The sequence below is a fragment of the Pseudomonas nicosulfuronedens genome (genome assembly GCF_005877905.1).
In the GTDB taxonomy this organism is placed as follows: Bacteria; Pseudomonadota; Gammaproteobacteria; order Pseudomonadales; family Pseudomonadaceae; genus Pseudomonas; species Pseudomonas nicosulfuronedens.
The window spans coordinates 1-17,873 of the sequence record NZ_SWDV01000063.1 but is presented as its reverse complement, the minus strand read 5'-3'; the positions used below and the strand labels follow the sequence as shown (position 1 = coordinate 17,873).

Below are 17,873 nucleotides of genomic sequence, written 5' to 3'. Positions count from 1 at the left end.
GGACCAAGCAGGACTTGGTTCTCTGAACAGACCAACACCGAACTGAGACGGCAGCTATCTTCGACTCTACGGCATGCACATCAGCAGTGGGGTAATGAGCCTCGCGTAGAAAGTTTCAATCGACCATGCAGCCATCGGCCAAATCGCCTGGACAGCCAGAAATGCCGCGAAGCTGACGAACGAACGCAGCAAGAATTCGTGCGTCATCTTGATGCAACTGACCTTCTTATTCGTGCCCTCCATGTTGAAGTCGACTGACAATAGAAGGTGCTTCGTCAATTGCTGCTGAGGGTTCCCGTTGTCCCAGCTCGCCGCAATATCCGCGGGGCCGAGTTGCGCGAATCCGGAGACCCTGATGGTACTGAAAGCCCAGAGACCAGCACGGAGCAGATAACTCAGCGCCCCGGCGAAGATCAGTAACGAGACACTGGCAAAGACTTTGTCGATTCCGTCCTTCCAGAGGTTGGGCAGCACGGAGGCCAGTACGGGAATTAGGGCTGTAATGGCGGCGAGATAGATGCCCGCCTTGTTGTCGGCACCTCGTCGTCTTTCCTGTTCGGCGTCAAACAGGCGACGGGACTCTTCAAGCGCCACTTCGCAGTGATCTGACCACGTGGCGTCCTTAACCTTGTCATGAAGGCTTTGCTTTCGTTTCTGCTGGTCAAGTTGCTGCTGGGAGGACAGGGCTTCCAGGCGCGGCCATAGCCATTCAGGTAGGAGTCTGGGCACGTGCAATGTCCTCCAATTCATCCACGATTGCGCCGGCGATGGGATAGCCGGTCAGGTTCTCGATCCATGCCCATTGGCCGTTTGGGTTGATCTCCAGGAACCACAGTTTGCCCTGCTGATCGCAGATGAAATCAATCGCACCGTAGCGGAGATTCAGACGTTGCAAGAGCTCAAGGCACTGCTGCTGGATCGGACGAGGCAGCTCAATGCGCTCGTGTTTTAGGTCAGGCCGGCTGCCCTGGCGCCAGTCAACTTGGGTTTCTTCGTGCTCCTGTGACCAGATCGAAGTCGCGAAGACCTTCGTTCCAACAACGGTCACGCGGACGTCGTATTTCTTGATGATTTCGGCCTGCACGATAAGTGGCGCCATGGCGATAGCTGCGGCGTCGCCATCCCGAATTTGTTCAAGCCGCGTAGTAAAGATGAGCCTTTCCCGCTCACCGGTAAGCAGCGCCTGGCGCAAGGGTTTACCTATAGCTGGGCCGGCTTCGGTTACTTCGCGAGTCGCGGCAATATCGTTAGTGATCCGGGCAAACGGAACGTTGAACCCAAGCTCGTGGGCAAGCATGAGCTGTCTAGGTTTGTCCTCGGCGAGGAAGATATCAGTCGGCGAATTCAGCCAGGTACCGTCCAGGCGCGTGTACAGGCTTTTGATGAAGCTGTTCCATTCGGCCTCGACGTAGGCTCTCTCGCCTTCGTCCAGTGGTGGCTGGATCGACTCGGGAGCTCCGGGGCGCCGAAAGTAGGCGGCTTGAACTTGGTCTCCACGAATGGTTTTCCCAGCCAGCGATATTGACCAGGCGTTCGCCGGATAGCTGTCCATCATACAGAGCGTTTGAGGGAGCAATTCGGTGTTAAGCCTGAAGTACGGTAGGCGTCTGCGCTGGATCTCCGCGACCACGTAGTCAGTGGTGATGTCACGGCGATTGGTGACAAGCAATAGCATGACGGCGATCCTGCCTCAGCCCTGATACGACTGGTTTTGAAAAGCTTCGGCGCCCATGTTCGCGAATGGATACTCGTCGTCGTCGCTTTCCTGCTGAATGGCTGTCTTGGTGATCAGCTCCAAGAGGTGTCCAGCTTCAAAATTGTCGTCGGCTTCCTGGGTGGCGTGGGTTTTCGTTAGCAGTTGTAGCATATGGTTCGAAGCGAAGGGACGGTCGTCATCGCCTTCGAGCTGCTGTTCCGTTTTGGTCATGAGCTGCAGTGCGAATGGACTGTCGTCGTCCACCTCCCCGTCAGCCCTCGTCTTGGTCAGCAGCTGTGCTAGGACACCTTGGGAAATGATCGGCGCCGACCCATTTTCGGTCTCGACAACCCACATATCGAGCTCGTCGGAGTAGTACCCCGGTATCTCATTCGCGCCGGTACGCAATTGTGCCGCCTTCGCAAGAAAGGGGGATTCGGCACGCCGCATTGTCTTTTCCATAGCTCCCACGCTGATACTCCTGAAGTAACACCGCCTGAACTGGCGTAGTCGCGAAGGTGCCATTCTGCCAGTATCTTTTGATCGCTGCTTGGGGAGCGAAATAGAGCTGTTTCGGTGCGTCGATCCCCCTCACGTACTTCAGGCCTAGCCAGGCGCGCATCCATCGCCGCCGAATTTTCTCCCGTGTACGACTTTGAGCGAACGGGCCACACGGTCGCTCTCGCTTAGCCCTGGAAGCGGACTTTTGTACCCCGTGGGTCTGCACAAATGTGCTTAGAAAACTGAACGATTGGTGCCGGATAGGCTGCCGAAGAGGAAGCAAGATGAAGTCGAACGCACGAAGCGAGGCTGACATATTCGTCGATCTGGCGAAGCTAACCGCGTCGCCAGGCTACGCCTATGCAATCGCGCAGATCTGCCATCGCGACAACGGGTTGATTTACAGCGAGGCACTGAAGCCTTCCGACATGGAGCGGATGTTCAGCAACAACCGCCTCATCAGGACCGAGGTTACAACGTTGCTCGGTCTGATGATGCGTCAGCAATTGGATCTGACGGTTCCATCAGTTGATACCGTCGAAGCTTATGTGAAGCGTACCGATGAGCTGATGGAAGAGTTGCATCACGCCCTATCTGGCCCAATGCATGCCTCCCTGCTGGCCGCCCTGGCTGCCGACAACAAAGCGGACGCCCCCCGGCCGGGGGAGATGATGCGCGAACCAATCTTCTATGCCACTGAGTCCGCGTACAGCTTCCAGTACCGTGACCTGCTTCCCGAAAAGTATGGTGCCGACGACGCATGGCTCGTACAGAACATGGGTTTCACCATCTCCCAAGCACAGGCCATCGCCCGAGCAATGTGCGTGCTGATGGATGAGCGGGCAACTCAGGTCTTCATCGAGGCAAAAGTAACGAAGCTGCCAGCTGAAGCCTGGCTGTACGCATTCGAATATGCCTCTGATGAAATTGCCCAACGAAGCGGCGAGGACATGCAGGTCGTTGAAGCTTTCCTCAAGACTTTCACGCTCGGGAGCGACAACAGCCAGTTCCAATCCGTCGGGGACTTCAATTCCGTGGCAGCGACACCTCTGCTGCCAACTGGTCGGGGAACCGTATTGCTCTTTCAGCACTACGCCATCTACGAAGCGCTGTATGAGTCACCCTTTTTCTGGATGTGGGCCGATGAGGGGTACCGGCCAACCGCCATGGCAAACCGCGGTGCGTTCACCGAGCAAAATTCCGCCCGCAGGCTGGCAGCGGTCTTCGGCGACGCGAATGTCCACACAAACGTGAACCTGCATCAGGGTAAGAACATAGTCGGTGAAGCCGATGTGCTGGTTGTCTTTGGGGACCGCATCATCATCGTTCAGGCGAAGGCTAAGAAATTAACGCTGGAGGCGCGCAAAGGAAACGATGGTCGACTCAAAGCCGACTTCTCGGCGGCTATCCAAAAATCGTATGACCAGGGGTGGGAATGTGCCAACGCAATTGTGGCTGCTGGGTGCCGTCTGCAGGATGACCAGGGTCGAGAGGTTACGTTAACTCACGCCATCAAAGAGGTCTTTCTCTTCAACGTAATCTCAGATCACTACCCCGCTCTTGCAATTCAAGCGCATGAGTATCTGAAGTACCAAAGTACCGACGTCATTCGGCCGCCGTTCGTGATGGACGTCTTCTTGCTCGACGCGATGACTGAGATGCTCTCCACGCCGCTTCGGCTGTTGAGCTACGTACGCATGCGGCTGGCCGTTGCTGGGAAAGTGTCTTTGAACCACGAGCTCACTGCGCTGGCCTTCCATCTGCGCACCAATCTGTGGCTCGATGACGAGTACAACATGGTCATGCTCGACGATTCGATTGCAGCCGATCTCGACACCGCCATGATGGTGCGTAGGGAGGGAATCGCTGGCGAACGAACTCCTCCCGGAATTCTGACGCGAATGGCCGGCACATACTACGAACAGCTCATCACTCAAATTGAGGCGCGGCCAGAAGCAGCGACGCTTGAGCTGGGATTTATACTGCTCTCCATGGGTGAAGACTCATGTCGGCGCGTTCACCAAGGCATTGAGGCCATCACGCGGCAAACTCAACGTGACGGGATGCGCCATGACTTTAGTATCGGTCTCAATGGCGGCAGAGGCATTTGTTTCCACTGCAACCCCGCACCGTCACCGGGGGCAGTTGCAGCACTCAAGTCGCACTGTGCAAAGCGCAAGTACAAACAGCGTTCTCCTACCTGGTTCGGCGTGTCGGTGGGCCCAGGCGGCGATGTCCAGTTTGGCGTGAGGCTGGACTTTCCTTGGTCACCATCGGATGAGATGGAGCAGATCACGAAGGGCATGAAGGATGGCGCACCAGCCGCGTCGATGCTCGCGGCGTTGGCACGACAGGCGAGCTTGCAGAAAGTGGGGCGCAATGACCCTTGCCCTTGCGGCAGCGGTCGAAAGTTCAAAAAATGCTGTCTGCCATAGGCATGGGCCTAGGGGCGAGCAGGTCATAGAGCGACTGCAGACGCTCTACCAGTTCGTCGAAGGTAATCACATGGATACCGTGCAGCGAGTGGCGGTACTGCTCGAATCCCTTGGCGCGTCCCTCGTCAGTTGGCTTAAGGCCAATGATTACCACGCAAGCGACGGAGTGTGGCTGAAAGCCTTTCCGATCAAGATCAGTGCCTATGAACTTGAAACTGGCCTGCAGCTCCGCACTTTGGGCGACCACCTGCGCAACGGCGCCGCTTAGCTCACTGGAAGGGGGGTAGATCCCACGGTACTCGTTGCCGAGCAGCGGAATGCCGGGCCGCTTAATCTCGACCAGAGCCAGGTTGTTGGTTGCAGCGGCGGCCATCAGAAAGTCGCTATAAGAGCCTCCCTGGCCAGTATGTAGCTTCCCTCCCACGTAGGGCTGGTCGCCAATCCGGATGACCGGATAATGGAAAGCCATGCTGAGGACGAAGGGATTGGCTGACAGGAAGCTTTGCCATTTTGCTTCCGTCGTTGTAGCTGCAAGGAGCTCAGTGCACCGCTCGATCAGCTCGCGAAGCGTCACCAGCTCAATATCCTGTTTCAACTGCAGCAGTGCGGCAGGTTCCGACTTCACCAAGGAATCTGCATGCCCTCGGACTAAAGCCACAGCAGCTCGTTGATCCCTCTTTGCCAATTTGACCTCACCATATGCACTAGCTGTGAGGTCTGCCAGCGCGTTCTGAGGTAGCGAAAGGCTTTGCGGGTCGAATTGCTGTGGTGCAACTCGGTGCAGCAGTCTGTTGTGGCAGATTGCACTCTTTTCCTTGCGTGCAGCGCGCTGGTGCCGTCTGGTTGCAGTAGTAATTTCCCTGCGCAGCCGATGATAGCTATTCATCCCCAAGCAGTAGACCGGCCCCTCAATTCGATCAGTACTAGGAAGGTGGGCCGGCCCATGAAAACAGACCGTTGTGATACCCGGTATTTCGGCGATCGTGGCGATGATGCTCCTGAACTCCCAGAGCAGGCCCAGACCGTACCGCCAGTTCTTATAGAAGCCTGCAGGCAAGGACAGTAGGAGATCATCGAGCTCTTCAATGGTTGTCGGAAGCCCGTAGGGCCCGTCGGTACGCTCGACAATACACAGCCGCTCAATACTGTCGAACAACGGTTCTCCATAGTCGCTATGGTCGCCTCGTTGCTGCACCGGCCATATGGTTATCAAATTTTCGGCGATTGACATAATGCGTATCCAAGGCTTCGCGCCGATGGAGACCCCCTGCGGAACTGGGACGTCCGAGTAGTACACCTCGACCTCAGTAATCTCCTCCCGAATACTGGTCGGCAATCCCAATTCGTCGAGTGGCTGGAATGCAGCGAATGGTCCGCCATCAGTGCGTTGTGAGTGACGGTATTCGCTGTTCGGAATTGAGGCCATGTTGGCGTTCCCTACGATGCTGGCGTTGCGGAGAGCCTGTCAGCGCACACATTTACCGTCAATCTTCCGAGGTTGGCGTGGATAGCCTGCTGGAGTTAATCGCCCCTCTGGCGCAAGGCTCCCAGCTTCAGTGAGCTCTGAAATCCTCCCCCAAGTCGACCAGCTGTTGAACAATTGGCCTCATTCGACGGCGGGAATTGCTCAGCGTGAACACCCACATTTCGTACAAGGGAAGTGCTTCGCGGAGTTGCAGTGGTGCGACGTGCGTAATTGCACTGACTTGACCACCCGATTGCATTCCTCCTGACCAAACATTTGCATTCGTGCTGACCACCACTTGCATGCGGCTTAACCAGTCACACCGTAGTCACGACCGGCTGCAATCGACCCATAGCTGCCGTTTGAAACGGGCCGCTATCGGCCAGGAGCAGACATCGTTTGCTCGATAGGAGACACTGCCCAATCCGCCAATGCACGGTCTTGGGTTAATGACGGAGAGCGCTTTGGAACTTCATGAACATCTGGACGAGGTCAAAGATTCAGCGACTTTCCTGAGTTTTGCTCGGGCACTCGCGGCGGCCGGAACCAATGACGATGGTTGGGAAAACACCACAATCGAAGCCTTTCTGGATGGCGCCATCTCCTGGGCTGAAGATAGCGACTTCGGCTTGAGCCAAGGGATTGCACCATCCAATCCCTGGCGGCAGTTCGCCGCTTTTCTGTATTGCGGCAAGATATACGAGTAGGCGTTCCACTTAACGCCTCGGAAGCGCACAGGAACGCACGGCGGCAACACAGTCCGCTTTGGGTCGGTAGCTGCCTCTCGCCACAGGCAGCAATCGGCCATTAGCTGCCTTTGGATAGGTGCGGCGGGCGGCGAGTAATAGTCCTCAGGTTCGGGCCAATGGACTCAGCGCCTGTCCGAAGTTCACCGATAATTGTCCGCTAATCATCTGGCTCGAGCTGAGTCACACTGCTGTCATCTGCCACCGGGGAATACCACCTGGATCGAGCAGATAACAATGAAAAGATCGACTGCACGGCTTCTCTTCTGGAGCCTCCTAAGTGCGCCGCCGATGGCGTGCGCATTTTCCTTCGAAACACCGGTGGACGGTCTCGACGCCTCACTGGATAGCATTGCTGAATACTCAGCGATGCTCCGCACGGGCAAGTCCGAACGGATCGTCCGCGGGGGGCAGAACCTCTTCGCCAATGCCAACGATGGGAGTGAGTACTATGCCCGAGGTCTGGTCGCCAGCGAGTTCAAGCTCACCTCCGAGCTGCACCTGAAATATCAGGACAACGGCCTGTTCCTGCGAGGAAGCGCCTGGTACGACACTCAGCTAATGGACCACCCACCGAGTGGCGGAGCCTTCGCCCTACACAACACCGACAGTGATGAGCACTTTCCGTCCGACCTACGCAACCGCCTTGGCCACGGTTCGCGACTCCTTGACGCGTATGTATATGGCAACCGCGAAATCGATGGGATGCCTGTAAACCTGCGCCTGGGCCGGCAAGTGATCAACTGGGGCGAAGGCATCTACTATGCCGACGGACTCAACGTGGCCAACCCCATCGACGTCGGCCGCATCGCCTTGCCCAATGCCAGTCTCAAGGAAGCCCTTCTTCCGACCAATATGGTTGCGCTGCAGGTTGGCCTCACCGACAGCCTGAGCGTTGAGAGCTTCTATGGGCTGGAGTGGCGGGGCAACGAACTGATGCCAACTGGAGCCTTCCTGAACGACAGCGACGTGTTCGGAAAAGGAACTAACGGCACCCTGGTAGACCTGCGACAGCAACTCGAAGCGATGGGTATTCCCGCTAATTTGGTCCCGGGTGTGAATGGAGAGGATGGCGTCGTGGCCGTCTCGCGCTATGGTCGCGAACGCGACGCCCGCGATAGCGGCCAGTTCGGCGTTGCCCTGCGCTACCTGTCCGAGGCACTAAACAACACCGAGTTCAGCCTCTACTACCTCAACTACCACAGCAAGGTGCCCTTCATGTCACTGCGGCCAGGTGCCCCCGGTGGCTGTAGTCAAGGGGGCGGCGGACGGTTCGCCAGTCTTTGTACCCTGGCCGGAGCGGTGGCACCGGAAGCGATCCCACTGGTGGACGGCCTGGATCTGCTGGACAGTAGCCACTACGACTTGGTCTACCCAGAAGACATCCGCCTGTTTGGCGTCACCGTCTCGGGCAATCTGGCCGATACCAACCTCGCAGCTGAGCTGACCTATCGCCCTAATGCGCCGCTGGAGTCATCCATGACCTGGGAAATGGAGCAACTGGCCAACGGTGCCTTGCTCGAAGGCGGCGGTAGCGGCGCGGCCATCGACTTAGGCCATTTCGGCACCGCTTCGCATTCGGCGATCAATCTGTACCAACGCGGTGAGCTCTATACCAGCTCGCTGTCCGCCATCCACACCTTCGGTCCGACTATGGGCCTGGACGGCCTGCTAATGGTGGCGGAACTGGCTTCCAATTACGTTCCCGGCAGCCTGCCGAATACTCCCAACTACCACTATTTGTCGCCCTTTTCCTGGGGCTACACCCTCAATCTAAGCGGAACTTGGGAGGATGCCTTGCCCGGCATCGACCTGCTGCCAGCGGTCACCTTCCGCGCGGACGTTTCCGGCACCTCGCCTGCGCTGAACGAAAACTTCGTTGAGGGCCGACGCAGCAGCACCCTCGAACTAGGCGCGCGCTACGGCGATAGCCTGGGCGCAAAGCTCAGCTATACGGCGTTCTGGGGCGCTCGCAAGGACAACCCGCTGATCGATCGCGACAACATCGCACTCAACCTTTCCTACTCCTTCTGACCGAGACCGAAGATGAATCGCTTCCGCATCCAGGCGGCCGGCGCGCTGCTCTGCGCACTGCTTCCCTTGCACGCCTTGGCCAAGGTGCCGGCCGACCAGGCCGCTCGCCTCGACAATGACCTGACACCCTTCGGCGCCGTCCGCGCTGGTGATCCAGCCCTGGGCATACCGGCCTGGACTGGCGGCCTGCAGCAACCCCCGGCGGGATATCCCGGCCCTGGCGCGTTCGACATTGACCCCTTTCCCGAGCAACGTCCGCAGCTAATCATAGATTCCGCCAATCGAGCGCAATACGCCGAGCACCTGAGCGAGGGCGTGCAGGCGTTGTTTAGCGCCTACCCAAGCTTCAAGGTCCCTGTCTACCCCACGGAGCGCACCTTCGCAGCACCACCGGAGGTCTACGCCAACACTCGAGCCAATGCCAGCCGCGCCGAGCTAACCTCCGGAGGCAATGGCTTCGGTGGTGCCGTCGGTGGCATTCCATTCCCCATCCCGCAGAGCGGCTTAGAAGCCATCTGGAACCATATCGCGCGCTGGCAGGGCCGTTACTTCGATGAGGTCTCGACCACAGCCCAGGTGCGCGCCGATGGTAGCTACTCCAGTCTGCGCGAACGCAACCAGCTGCTATCTAACTACTATGCCGCGAACCAGACCACGGAAGGCCTGGGCAACATCCTGTACCGCTACATGAACCAGATTCTTCCTCCCTCGCGCAGTGCCGGGGAAACCTTGCTGGTGCACGAGACTATCGACCAGGTGCAGGCGCCGCGAATGGCTTGGAACTACTTCCCCGGCCAGAGACGAGTGCGCCGCGCGCCTACTGTGGCCTATGACAACCCAGTGGATGGCTACGTCAGTGACGATGCCGACATGTACAACGGCGCGCCCAATCGCTACGACTGGAAAATTGTCGGCAAACAGGCGTTGTTCGTTCCCTACAACAACTATCGCTTAAACCAGCCGGGCCGGGCCTTCAACGATATTCTCAAACCGGGGCACATCAACCCCGACCTGACCCGCTGGGAGCTGCACCGCGTCTGGGTGCTCGAGGCGACCCTGAAGACAGGCGAGCGCCATGTCTATGCCAAGCGACGTTTCTACCTCGATGAAGACAGCTGGAACATCCTTATGGCAGAGAGTTTCGACAGCCGTGGCCAGCTTTGGCGCGTCAATCTCGCGTTCACCCAGCAGGCGTACGAAGTACCAACCCTTACCACCAGCGTCATTGTCTACCACGATCTGATCAGCCGCGATTACAGCGCCCTTGGTCTTCGCAGCCAGGAGAAGAACCCGCGTCAGTTCCAGCTGCCTGTACCGCCGGACAGCTACTGGCAACCCGCCAACCTACGCCGCTTGGGCACCAACTGAGGACGCCGCGATGAGCAGATTCCGCCCATGGCTCGCCCCCCTGATAGCCCTAGGCTTTGCCCTACTGCTGTTCGCCGGCTACAAAGGGCTACGACTGTGGCAAGTACATACGCTGTTCGAACCCGAGAACATCGTCGAGAACTTCCGTACCATGTCCCAGTTGTTTGATGCCCTTCCCGTGCAGCGTAGCGGCCCGCAACGCCCCTTGGAGGAACAACCTCGCGAGCTGCCCGCAAGCTTCAACTTCCAGGGCAATGCGATCGTCCTCAACGATTGGATTAAACAGACCGGGACCACTGGCCTGCTTGTCTTGGCGGACGACCGCATAGCCTTCGAGCACTATTACCAAGGCAACGATGTCCACACCCGAGCCATCGGCTGGTCGGTCAGCAAGTCGTTCATGTCACTGTTGATCGGCGTGGCATTGGAGGATGGGGCAATCCACGACCTGCTCGATCCGGTGACCCGGTACGCCCCACAACTCAAGGGCAGTGGTTACGAAGGGGTGCCCCTGCGGGATGTATTGGAAATGTCATCGGGTATTGCCTTCAACGAGGACTATGCCGACCCGGACGCTGACATTAACCGACTGGGGCGTACCCTTGCTCTGGGTGGCTCAGTGGACGCCTGGGTCTCCGGTCTAAAGCGCGACAGCCCTCCCGGCCAGCAACATCACTACATCAGTGTCGATACCCAGGTACTGAGCATGGTACTCAAGGGCGCTACCGGTAAGTCACCGTCGCAGTACATGAGCGAGAAACTCTGGTCCCGCCTGGGGGCCGAGTGCGATGGGTTGTGGCTGACCGACGGCACCGGTACTGAACTGGCCTTCGGCGGGGTTAATCTTTGCCTTCGCGATTTCGCCCGCCTCGGCTTGCTCTACTTGCATCAGGGGAGAAGCCAGTCCGGAGAGGCGATTGTCAGCCCCAACTGGGTCCAGGCCTCAACCCACCCACGCGACGCCCACCTGCAACCCGGACGCACGCAGGAAGAAGGCGAGCCTAACCTAGGCTACGGCTACCAGTGGTGGATTCCGAAAAGCAATGAGGGGGAGTTCATGGCCATCGGCGTGTACGGACAATTCGTCTACGTCAATCCGAAGCGGCGTGTGGTCATCGCCAAATCCTCTGCGTATGCCAACTACAACGTCGACGGCATCCGTATGGAGCATGAATCCCTCGCCGCCTTCCGCACCATTGCCCACCAGCTCAAGCCCTGACAGGAGCCCGGCATGCAGGCCGATCCGTTGTTCCACTTCGATTTTGAGTGGAGACCCTTGCAGAACTATTTGCGCGACCGGGGCCTGACTGCTCCGGCACTCTCGGCGGGTAACGCCCTGCCTAGCGAAGCGCTATACGACTGGATAGTCAGCCAAGCGCTAAACGCCGACGAGGGCCTGCTGCTGGGCGGCTACTACCATATCTCTGACTATGGGGTGGCCGGTCTCGCCCTGCTCTGCGCCGAACGCGCGTCTGATGCCCTGAAGGTTGTGCGTGCCTACATCATGCTATTCAACCGAGACATCGCCGATATTCGTGTGGACCATAGTACCGGTCATGAAGTCCGCATCCTCATCAGCCTCAATCATCGCCCAGGCTGGAGCGACACCAGCCGGCAATTCCACAGCAACGTCGTTGCCTCTGCCTCCTGCAAGCTGATGCGCGATCTATTCGGCAAGGATTTCATTATCAATGGCCTAACCATGCCTCGTTGCCCTGGTGGCAGCGCTTTCTACACGAACTTCTTCAAGCTCCCAGTGCGGTTGCGCGGCAGCGATATTGTCTTCCACTTACCAGCCAACCAACTTGATCTGCCGAACAGCACCGCGAATCCCGCGGTGTTTCAGGCAGCCCTGGCGATGGCCAGCGAAAGCTTTAACGCCCTGCTGGAAGTCGAAATGGGCGGACTTCGCGCACGGATCGTGGCACTACTCGACTCACTGCCTGATCCCTATCCCGACATTCAGAGCGTGGCCCGACACCTGCGCCTGACCGAGCGCACGCTGAGACGACGCCTCAGCGAAGAAGGCTTCAGCTATCGGCAGATACTCGACGATGCTCGAGAGGCTCGCGCCCGTCAGCTGTTGTTACAGACCTCACTCCCCGTCGAACGCATAAGCGAACTGTTGGGCTATGCGGATGCCTCTAGCTTCCGCCAAGCGTTTCGACGGTGGACCGGGAAATCTGCAAACGAATTTCGCCGATCCTTATCTTCCGGAGAGTAAATTCGACCTATGAAGCGTCTGCTTTGGGTCGGTAGCCGCCTCTCACCAGAGGCAGCAATCGACCCATAGCGGACTTGGCGGTCGGGTAAGGCTGCTCAAGAGCACCAATCTAGGATTACTCCCTGAGTCCCTTGGCTTCTGACAAAACAACCCATACCGCACAGTGTCGCTGACCTACCATTTCAATCAGTCATTTCTCCTAAGATGGCAGCACGTTCCTTTCCAGAAACTCCAGAATGTTGGGCGCCTGGCCTGGGATGAAGTGATGGCCCGCTTCGATGAACCGGATTTCAGCCTTTGGAACTGTCCGCTGCAACCTGCTTTTCGTCTCTCGCGAGTCCAGCAACACATCGCGTCCGCCGATGATCGTCAGGATTGGCATGTCGAGTTCTTTCAGTTGAACGTCCGTTAGCTGTGGAATACGGATCAACCGAGGCTTGGCGGCCCGTCCCACGATTTCCATGAGTTGCACGAGTGGCTGCATTTCTTGGGACAAGACCCTAGGCGCTGGCCCGAAAATCAGTTCCCATATTCGCCGTTTGCCCCAAGAGCCAAACAGGAGAAGCGGCAAGATCGTCAGAAGAAGACTCTTCTGTCGGCCGATTCCAGAGGGACACATCAGTGCCAGCGAGCCAACAGTGGCCGGCCGTCTGCTGGCATAGTCGAGCGCTAACCATCCGCCGAGCGATGTACCAACGAGAGCGATGCGCTCGTGCCCTGACACCAAGCCCAGTCCCTGCAGCACATCGTCGAGCCACAGCGCATGGGCGTCGCTGGCAAGATCGGGGCGGACTCTTGCGCTGAGGCCCGCTTCGCCGATCATGTCGATTGCGAACAATCTGAACTTCGTAGACCACAACGCTACATCGGTTATCCATGCAGCCGAGTTAGCCATTGATCCGTGCAGCAGCACGACAGGGGGCGCGGTTTCCGGCCCGCAGACCACAACAAAGGTTGAGCCCTGACGAGTAGATATTTGCAACTCGGTCTTCGGAACCGGCCACTGATTCAAGACTCGTCGGTATTGTGCCTCAACCGCCGCGGCCGCTTCCGCGCTCCGAAAAACAACGTCGTTCATTTGCGATTATCCATATGAAGCTGCAGCATCTCTAAGAGCTTTGCCGAGCTTGAAGGATCTCCAATGACTACGACCTTCATGCTCCGGGTCTGTGGATCGAATGCAGTTTGAAGTTGCAGTGGTGCTGCGCCGGCAGGCCTGGCCAAGGCGGCGGATTGGACGAAGGTAGCTAAGTGCGCTGCGTCGTCCACGGAGATATCAGAGATGTCAACGATGCATGTCGCCCGAAGCAATGCTGCCGCAGTGCCGGACTCGTCGCTTGCGACGCCAGCAAAGGCATCCAGTTCGGAGCGGACAATGCGGTAAGACTTTCCAACGCGAGTCGCTGGAAGGCGACCGTCGCGAATGTAGCGCAGCACTGTCTTGGGGTGCAGATTCAAATGCTCGGCGGCCTGCTCGACGGTAACAAGGCTAGCGTTCACTCTCTGGGTGCTCCCTATTATTACCATTCCTGTGTAATATTGGTAACTATATGGAGCAAATTCAGGTCTCGCAATATGAATCGCAGTCCCGAGAGCGTTGGTACCCAGGTAGATGCTGCAAAGAAGATGAAGGATCGACTGCGAGCCGATCTTCAGATTGCCATGCTGCTTAGGCGCGCCTTAGAGGCGAAGGTCATTCGGACGCTTATCGCGGCAATTGATAATGCTGAGGCACCGCCTGTCCAGACTGAGCATGCTGCGACAATCCAGCATCTTTTCCATGACGGATCGGCGGAAGTCGAGCGACTTCTACTGAGCGAGGCTGATGTGCGTCAGGTGCTGATGATGGACATTGCTGAACGGGAGCGCGCGGCGGAGGAACTAGGGCGTCTAGGCATCACGAAACGCGCCCAAGGTCTGCGCAAGGAGATTTTGCTGGCCAAGCGCTATCTAGCGTGATGAGCCATCCAAGCCCACAGCCAACCAATACTACGCCAGGTAGCATTAATGCTGAGTCGCCAAGTCTCTATCGACCTACAACGAACATCCTGCAGCTCTTCGAATCTGCTTGTACGACGAGCAACTTGCTTCCGTATCTCAGCACCATTCGCATGCCGACACGCAAGGCTAGGATGCATACCTATGCGACGCCAGCAACTTGAATGAGGCCTGGCGCTGCCAGGACATCCGTATCCAGATCGACGACCACGCCACCTATTCCATGACGCTTGATCAATCATGACTTTTCGACTCTTTCTATTTGCCCTCAGCGCAGCATTTTCCCAATACGCACTGTTCTGTATCCCTGCCCAGGCGGCAACTCTGTGCACTGTAGTGGCCGACGCCGACGATGGCAGAATCGTGTTCCAGCAGGGGGCGCAACAGGTTTGCGCCGCGCGCTACACGCCAGCCTCCACCTTCAAACTGCCCATCGCCCTGATGGGCGCCGACGCTGGTGTTCTGAAGGGCCCGCACGAGCCGGTCTGGCAGTACCAATCTGGCTATCCAGACTGGGGTGGCGACGCCTGGCGCCAGTCCACGGATCCTGAGCGATGGATCAAGTATTCAGTGGTTTGGTACTCACAGTTGATCGCCAAGAGCCTCGGGCAAGAGCGCTTCCAGCACTACACGTCCGCCTTTGGCTATGGGAACGAAGATGTCTCGGGCGAACCTGGAAAAAACAACGGTACTGACGGTGCTTGGATCATTTCGTCGCTGCGTATCTCTCCGGTGGAACAACTGGCCTTCCTGCGCAAGGTGGTCAACCGGAAATTGCCCGTCAAAGCTGCGGCATACGACCTGGTCGAGAATCTGTTCGAGGTTAGTGAAGCCGGTGGCTGGCGTCTTTATGGGAAGACCGGCACAGGCTCCCCTGGCAACAACGGCGTTTATACGCCGGCCAACGCATACGGGTGGTTCGTCGGCTGGGCACGTAGGGATGGTCGCCAACTAGTGTTCGCCAGCCTAGTTCAGGACGCGTCGGCCACCAAACCCAATGCTGGCCTGCGTGCTCGGGACGACTTGATCCGCGACTGGCCCACCATGGTCGGTGGGCCCCACTAATGGCCAGATGCCGACCCAAAGCGGACGCCCGCTCAATGGGCGCTTCGATAAATGATCCAGGTAATGAACGCTACGAATGGAGCGAATAGAACGAAGCCGCCGACCACGACTGCCCAGCCCCAGGCGAAGCCGCTTTCTCCCCTGAACCGGCCACCGCTCAGAAAGCGTAATACGCGGACACCGATGCGGTGCGCCAGATAGCTGAGTATGAAGTCTTCGAGGAAGTCCATCTTATATCTAGGTGCGCGATTTCCAAGTGGGCGAATGGAGTAAAGCTCAGCTTTGAGGTGATCGGAGGCGGCCGTCCTCTTCTGGCCGATTGCTGCCCCAGATGAGAAGTAGCTGCGGGCCCGGAGTGGCCATGTCGATGAGTTGCCTCGACATGGCCGCCGATAGTCTCGTCAGGTCATGTGCTGTGGCGTGTCAGGAAGTTTTCGATGACGGTGGCAAATCGAGGTGGACTTTCCTGCATGGGATAGTGTCCACAACCGTAGAAGACTTGCAGCTCTGCGTTTGGATGCCACGCCAGGAACGTGCTCTCCATGGCGATGGCATCCAGCCCTGGGTCCTTGTCGCCGACGATGACCAGAAAAGGCGTGTCGAGGCCGCGAACATCCTCCACGAAATGGGTCGTCACCAGCATCTCGAGATACCCCGCCCGGCTGCCTGGCGAGACTGTCTCGCGATTCTGTCGGATCTTGCGATCAACCCACCCATCGCAAAGCCCCCCGCTTACGAATTTTAAGAGACGCCGAAGTGCCTCGTCGCTCTCCATCGTGCTGGTGAAAAATGCCAGTGCTTCCGGACTCAGCCGATTGCCGGCGGCGGAAACAGGGCACACTGCGATAGCGCTTGCGACTCGGGATCTCGCGTTGGCTGCAAGGCGTTGAGTAAGCATTCCGGTCATCGAGTGGCCGATGATGTGGAAGCGCGCCCAGCCAAGTTGGTCGACGAGTTCGAGGCAGTCCGAGGCCATCTCCTCAATCGTATATTCGCCAGTCTGCTCGATGGACTTCCCATAGCCCCGCGCATCGGCGAACACATAGGTAAAGGCATTGCAGTCGAGGAACGGCAGGAGATCGTTGTAACTGGAATGGTCGCCAAGCCAGTCATGCAGGACCAATACGCGGGTAGGGCCAGTGCCGTGCTGGGCATATCCGAGCGTGGTGCCAGTCCTGGTGGAGCAATGAATCGGTTGTTTCATTTCATGGTTCCTTGTGGTGGAACCAAAACGAAAACGCCCTCCCGGCGAACCGGGAGGGCGTTTTGAAAGAACGCTGAAACTATCAATCGCTGCGCCTCAGGTCAATAACTGGTTTTCCGCGATCGCAACCAACTGAGGGACAGCGCGCACGGGGACGGGCCGGCTGGATGTTTGCCGATGTCCGTTAATGGCCGTTTTCTGCCTGTCGCCTCTTCGGAGAGAATGATCAAGTCGGATGCAAACGGTGGTCAGCGGCAATGCAATCGGGCGGTCAAGTGCGATGCAATTACGCAGCAACGCTCTTGTGCATCCCCCAAGCAAGGCTGGATGCGGGATGGCTGCCAGGAGATCGCTACTGGCGACAAGGTTCGACAGGCTTGCATAGCCCGGGCAGGTTACGACCACACGACGCGGATTCATTCGGCGAATTGTGTAGGCCTCTGACAGGACATTTACCGGCCCGCGAACGCTTGGGCCTACGGCCGCCCATCCCATGCCTTGAAGCGATTCGAGCGTCTGTGCGCCGCCGCAAGGATATCCGCGACGCGCGTAGATGAAGGCGTGGCACAGGTGAGGGCTGGCCAACGACTAATCGAGTCTGCGGCTACCAGTGTAGAGCGGCAGATTGAGGCGCTTCCGGAGGTGACGGATGAGTTTAGCGTCTTGGTTGGCAGATAAAGAGCGTAGGGCTCGTATCGGTAAAGGCGTTCAGAGCCCGTTGGGGAGTATCTTTTTGTGTCGGCCGTGCCTCAATGGGTCTTGTGCCATAGCTACCATCGATTGCGTATGCCCTGGCACAAGTGGTCAGGCCAACTTGAACGGCTTGAAGTATTTGTCGTGTGCTAAGTAGAGGTTTCCCCGTGCCCTAGAGCAAGCTACGTAGAGTTTATTGCGTGTCTGTGCGGCCAGACCTGCAAAACTGCCTTGCTGGTAAAGTTTCCAGTTGTTTGCACTCAAGATGACGCATATATCTTGGAAGTGATCCATGCCTTTGCTGCCTCCCCAGTTATAGGAGTGGCAACCGTACTTGTAGTGTTCCTGGTAGAACAGTTTCACGATGGTTGGATCGGCGTGGATGGCGTTGGCTTCCAGCAAAGACGCGCGAACGGTCCGGCGCTCTCCTGAGGGCAGCACCCA

Annotated in this window: 16 protein-coding genes and 1 pseudogene; 8 read left to right on the top strand and 9 right to left on the bottom strand. The window is 57.8% G+C overall.

Features of this window, described 5'->3' with window-relative positions:
- Positions 1-66: 66 nt before the first annotated feature.
- Genes FAS41_RS29290 through FAS41_RS29280 form a run of 3 tightly spaced genes read right to left on the bottom strand, consistent with a single transcriptional unit; the run spans position 67 to position 2,146 of the window.
- Positions 67-729, bottom strand: a complete 663-nt coding sequence (locus FAS41_RS29290) for a hypothetical protein (protein ID WP_138526790.1) — start codon at positions 727-729, stop codon at positions 67-69.
- Positions 710-1,675, bottom strand: a complete 966-nt coding sequence (locus FAS41_RS29285) for an MvdC/MvdD family ATP grasp protein (RefSeq protein WP_138526789.1) — start codon at positions 1,673-1,675, stop codon at positions 710-712. Before FAS41_RS29285 ends, FAS41_RS29290 begins: the two co-directional genes overlap by 20 nt.
- Before the next feature lie 15 nt (positions 1,676-1,690).
- The gene (locus FAS41_RS29280; RefSeq protein ID WP_246084965.1) at positions 1,691-2,146 is read right to left on the bottom strand and encodes a hypothetical protein; all 456 of its coding nucleotides are present in this window, start codon (positions 2,144-2,146) and stop codon (positions 1,691-1,693) included.
- A gap of 335 nt (positions 2,147-2,481) precedes the next feature.
- On the opposite strand from FAS41_RS29280, the gene FAS41_RS29275 reads away from it, so the two are divergent.
- Complete coding sequence (locus tag FAS41_RS29275; protein ID WP_138526788.1) at positions 2,482-4,632, top strand: YecA family protein; 2,151 nt, start codon at positions 2,482-2,484, stop codon at positions 4,630-4,632.
- Here FAS41_RS29275 and FAS41_RS29270 read toward each other — a convergent pair.
- Entirely contained in the window at positions 4,610-6,058 is a 1,449-nt protein-coding gene (locus tag FAS41_RS29270; protein WP_138526787.1) for a Shedu anti-phage system protein SduA domain-containing protein, read from the bottom strand. The two genes, FAS41_RS29275 and FAS41_RS29270, sit on opposite strands and share 23 nt — an antisense overlap.
- Before the next feature lie 503 nt (positions 6,059-6,561).
- Between FAS41_RS29270 and FAS41_RS29265 the strand changes: the two genes are divergently transcribed.
- From FAS41_RS29265 to FAS41_RS29245, 5 genes are all read left to right on the top strand, one after another.
- The gene (locus FAS41_RS29265; protein ID WP_081518705.1) at positions 6,562-6,804 is read left to right on the top strand and encodes a DUF7660 family protein; all 243 of its coding nucleotides are present in this window, start codon (positions 6,562-6,564) and stop codon (positions 6,802-6,804) included.
- Between the two features lie 276 nt (positions 6,805-7,080).
- A complete protein-coding gene (locus tag FAS41_RS29260; RefSeq protein WP_081754069.1) occupies positions 7,081-8,877 on the top strand; it encodes a DUF1302 domain-containing protein in 1,797 nt (598 codons plus the stop codon).
- A gap of 12 nt (positions 8,878-8,889) precedes the next feature.
- Positions 8,890-10,245, top strand: coding sequence for a DUF1329 domain-containing protein (locus FAS41_RS29255; protein ID WP_138526786.1), 1,356 nt, complete (start codon positions 8,890-8,892; stop codon positions 10,243-10,245).
- Positions 10,246-10,255: 10 nt separating this feature from the next.
- Complete coding sequence (locus FAS41_RS29250; RefSeq protein ID WP_138526785.1) at positions 10,256-11,464, top strand: serine hydrolase domain-containing protein; 1,209 nt, start codon at positions 10,256-10,258, stop codon at positions 11,462-11,464.
- 12 nt (positions 11,465-11,476) lie between these two features.
- Positions 11,477-12,469, top strand: coding sequence for an AraC family transcriptional regulator (locus tag FAS41_RS29245; protein ID WP_024766559.1), 993 nt, complete (start codon positions 11,477-11,479; stop codon positions 12,467-12,469).
- Positions 12,470-12,668: 199 nt separating this feature from the next.
- Here the strand turns inward: FAS41_RS29245 and FAS41_RS29240 are convergent, their stop codons facing one another.
- Both FAS41_RS29240 and FAS41_RS29235 read right to left on the bottom strand, forming a co-directional pair.
- Complete coding sequence (locus FAS41_RS29240; protein ID WP_138526784.1) at positions 12,669-13,547, bottom strand: alpha/beta fold hydrolase; 879 nt, start codon at positions 13,545-13,547, stop codon at positions 12,669-12,671.
- A complete protein-coding gene (locus tag FAS41_RS29235; RefSeq protein WP_138526783.1) occupies positions 13,544-13,969 on the bottom strand; it encodes a helix-turn-helix domain-containing protein in 426 nt (141 codons plus the stop codon). Before FAS41_RS29235 ends, FAS41_RS29240 begins: the two co-directional genes overlap by 4 nt.
- A gap of 75 nt (positions 13,970-14,044) precedes the next feature.
- On the opposite strand from FAS41_RS29235, the gene FAS41_RS29230 reads away from it, so the two are divergent.
- Together FAS41_RS29230 and blaOXA are read left to right on the top strand one after the other, a co-directional pair.
- Positions 14,045-14,428, top strand: a complete 384-nt coding sequence (locus FAS41_RS29230) for a hypothetical protein (protein WP_138526782.1) — start codon at positions 14,045-14,047, stop codon at positions 14,426-14,428.
- A 279-nt stretch (positions 14,429-14,707) separates the two neighbouring features.
- Positions 14,708-15,532, top strand: coding sequence for a class D beta-lactamase (blaOXA, locus tag FAS41_RS29225; RefSeq protein WP_138526781.1), 825 nt, complete (start codon positions 14,708-14,710; stop codon positions 15,530-15,532).
- A 32-nt stretch (positions 15,533-15,564) separates the two neighbouring features.
- On the opposite strand, the gene FAS41_RS29220 is transcribed toward blaOXA, so the two are convergent.
- From FAS41_RS29220 to FAS41_RS30925, 3 genes and pseudogenes are all read right to left on the bottom strand, one after another.
- Positions 15,565-15,762 carry a hypothetical protein gene (locus FAS41_RS29220; RefSeq protein ID WP_138526780.1) on the bottom strand — a complete coding sequence of 66 codons (198 nt, stop codon included), beginning with the start codon at positions 15,760-15,762 and terminating at the stop codon, positions 15,565-15,567.
- Between the two features lie 176 nt (positions 15,763-15,938).
- Positions 15,939-16,736 (bottom strand): alpha/beta fold hydrolase, encoded by a 798-nt coding sequence (locus FAS41_RS29215; protein WP_138526779.1) that lies wholly within the window; start codon positions 16,734-16,736, stop codon positions 15,939-15,941.
- An 804-nt stretch (positions 16,737-17,540) separates the two neighbouring features.
- A pseudogene (locus FAS41_RS30925) lies at positions 17,541-17,873 on the bottom strand (hypothetical protein); the annotation flags it as partial.

What these genes read in the sequence shown, in the direction of transcription:
- FAS41_RS29285 (WP_138526789.1), bottom strand. Translation starts at nt 1,675, where the DNA reads ATGCTATTGCTTGTCACCAATCGCCGTGACATCACCACTGACTACGTG.
- FAS41_RS29280 (WP_246084965.1), bottom strand. Translation starts at nt 2,146, where the DNA reads ATGCGGCGTGCCGAATCCCCCTTTCTTGCGAAGGCGGCACAATTGCGT.
- FAS41_RS29275 (WP_138526788.1), top strand. Translation starts at nt 2,482, where the DNA reads ATGAAGTCGAACGCACGAAGCGAGGCTGACATATTCGTCGATCTGGCG.
- FAS41_RS29270 (WP_138526787.1), bottom strand. Translation starts at nt 6,058, where the DNA reads ATGGCCTCAATTCCGAACAGCGAATACCGTCACTCACAACGCACTGAT.
- FAS41_RS29260 (WP_081754069.1), top strand. Translation starts at nt 7,081, where the DNA reads ATGAAAAGATCGACTGCACGGCTTCTCTTCTGGAGCCTCCTAAGTGCG.
- FAS41_RS29255 (WP_138526786.1), top strand. Translation starts at nt 8,890, where the DNA reads ATGAATCGCTTCCGCATCCAGGCGGCCGGCGCGCTGCTCTGCGCACTG.
- FAS41_RS29250 (WP_138526785.1), top strand. Translation starts at nt 10,256, where the DNA reads ATGAGCAGATTCCGCCCATGGCTCGCCCCCCTGATAGCCCTAGGCTTT.
- FAS41_RS29245 (WP_024766559.1), top strand. Translation starts at nt 11,477, where the DNA reads ATGCAGGCCGATCCGTTGTTCCACTTCGATTTTGAGTGGAGACCCTTG.
- FAS41_RS29240 (WP_138526784.1), bottom strand. Translation starts at nt 13,547, where the DNA reads ATGAACGACGTTGTTTTTCGGAGCGCGGAAGCGGCCGCGGCGGTTGAG.
- FAS41_RS29230 (WP_138526782.1), top strand. Translation starts at nt 14,045, where the DNA reads ATGAATCGCAGTCCCGAGAGCGTTGGTACCCAGGTAGATGCTGCAAAG.
- blaOXA (WP_138526781.1), top strand. Translation starts at nt 14,708, where the DNA reads ATGACTTTTCGACTCTTTCTATTTGCCCTCAGCGCAGCATTTTCCCAA.
- FAS41_RS29220 (WP_138526780.1), bottom strand. Translation starts at nt 15,762, where the DNA reads ATGGACTTCCTCGAAGACTTCATACTCAGCTATCTGGCGCACCGCATC.
- FAS41_RS29215 (WP_138526779.1), bottom strand. Translation starts at nt 16,736, where the DNA reads ATGAAACAACCGATTCATTGCTCCACCAGGACTGGCACCACGCTCGGA.